This is a genomic window from Olleya namhaensis, assembly GCF_900114005.1.
GTDB lineage: Bacteria > Bacteroidota > Bacteroidia > Flavobacteriales > Flavobacteriaceae > Olleya > Olleya namhaensis.
Genome location: NZ_FORM01000023.1, coordinates 1 through 1,758, shown reverse-complemented (window position 1 = coordinate 1,758; position 1,758 = coordinate 1). Strand labels below are relative to the sequence as shown.

Sequence of the window (1,758 nt, the reverse complement as noted above, 5' to 3'; positions counted from 1 at the left end):
TAGCTTTTTGATAGCTTTTTTTTAGCCAGTGTTCATTTTTTGTTTTCATAAGTGACTGTAATTAATTGCTTAATTTTTAGTCAACCTATTTCAGGGAAATTCATTTCATAAATGTATGCTAACGTTTATGTATATGGTTTGTTGCGTGGTTTAAGCAACTAATTTAGTAAATATTTACCGACCAAGAAAGTCCGCGAGGACTTTCGTAAGTAAGCGATAAGCCAGCAATAAATTATATACGGTGTTGGCAAATCGTTTTATTTAAAATTGATATCCGATTATTCTTTCCTTCAGATTATACTTTTTATCAAATAAGAAAATAACCATATAACTTCCTGCTCCATCACTATTTTGCATTGTCAATATTATTTCTCCTTTTTCGTTTAAATAAGCGACTGTATAGCAATACAAATCATCGTTATCATTTAAACACTCTATTGTTGGTTCAAACAAATCATTGTATTGTTTTTTAGGTATTTCTATTTTTAAGTTATCAACTATTAAATATAAATCTGATATTTCCTTTTTAGGAATATTCCCGTCAGTTCCATAAATATCTTTTCCATCAATTTTTTCAAGAAATTTTTCATTAGAATCAAATTTCAATTCTCTTTTGCCTTTTTGGAATTCAGTTGTCTTAATTACAATTTTTATATTCCCTTTTATGAGTTCTATTGAATTTTTGTCAATTAGTTTTGATTTAAATCTTGGATAATTAAATTCCAATAGAGTAAATAAATCATCTTTTATAAATTCTTTTGATACAATACTGTCAAATTCTATTTCAGTTTCTGGATGAAAAAGTCTTACTTTAAAGTATTCTCCGTTATTTATTAATTCAGAAGCCTGTTTTACTTTTTGTTCTACTTTTTTTTCACTTTGTTTAATTTCGATTTGTTCCTTTTTTCCTTTTGTTTGGCAAGAAATCAAAATCAATGTTATAAGTAAAATTTTTATTTTCATAATAGTTCTGTCAAATGTTTGCCAACGTGATTGTGTATGGTTAGTTGCGTGGTTTAGCGACTAAGTTAATAAACATTTACGAACCCGTGAAAATTCCGCAGGAATTTTCGCAAGTAGGCTAGAACCAAGCAATTAATTATACACGGTGTTGTACGCAGTATTATTTCAGTTCGAGTATTTTCCATTCTGAAATCAACGTTTGTAATTCAGTTCCCCTAATTTCTTTTCGATTGTCATTTGAGCTTGGAACTTCAAACAAAATGGCATCTTGTTTTGTAATAATATCATTTTCAACGATTGATTTTAAATTTAGCTGAAAGGTTTTTCCATTTTCCTCTGTTTTTCTGAAAGCATCCTTTTCTTCGCGTAAAGTTCCGCTTTCATCTTCCGGAATAGCTAATTTCCAAATATGCAATACTTCTCCTTTTTTCGGTTCTTTTCTAATACTTACCCATTGATTTCCCAATAATTTTTTATTCACATTTTTAGAATACATAAAACTTTTAATTGTCGGAATATTAGCTGATGTTCTAATTTCATTAGCCTTTTTTCCATAGGGTAAATTGTAGGCTTTATATTCGTTAAAAATGAATTTCGTAATAAAAAAAACAGCAACAAAAGCTATTAACTTGATTAAAAAAGAAACTGTTTTTTTATAATTCATATTTTGTCAATTTCAGTTTTCCGTATTTTTGGGATATGTCTAGTCCTGAAATATGGCTACAGGTTAAAATTGAATTTAGGCTGATAATTTGTATACCATATTAGGTGTTTTATAGTCTAAAGATAAATGTA

At 28.0% G+C, this 1,758-nt stretch carries 2 protein-coding genes; both read right to left on the bottom strand.

Features of this window, described 5'->3' with window-relative positions; translation table 11 throughout:
• Positions 1–261: 261 nt before the first annotated feature.
• Positions 262–963: a hypothetical protein gene (locus BMZ09_RS15925; RefSeq protein ID WP_090842488.1), complete on the bottom strand. Its 702-nt coding sequence runs from the start codon at positions 961–963 to the stop codon at positions 262–264.
• Between the two features lie 160 nt (positions 964–1,123).
• A complete protein-coding gene (locus tag BMZ09_RS15920; RefSeq protein ID WP_090842487.1) occupies positions 1,124–1,627 on the bottom strand; it encodes a hypothetical protein in 504 nt (167 codons plus the stop codon).
• Between the last annotated feature and the right edge of the window lie 131 nt (positions 1,628–1,758).

What these genes read in the sequence shown, in the direction of transcription:
- BMZ09_RS15925 (WP_090842488.1), bottom strand. Translation starts at nt 963, where the DNA reads ATGAAAATAAAAATTTTACTTATAACATTGATTTTGATTTCTTGCCAA.
- BMZ09_RS15920 (WP_090842487.1), bottom strand. Translation starts at nt 1,627, where the DNA reads ATGAATTATAAAAAAACAGTTTCTTTTTTAATCAAGTTAATAGCTTTT.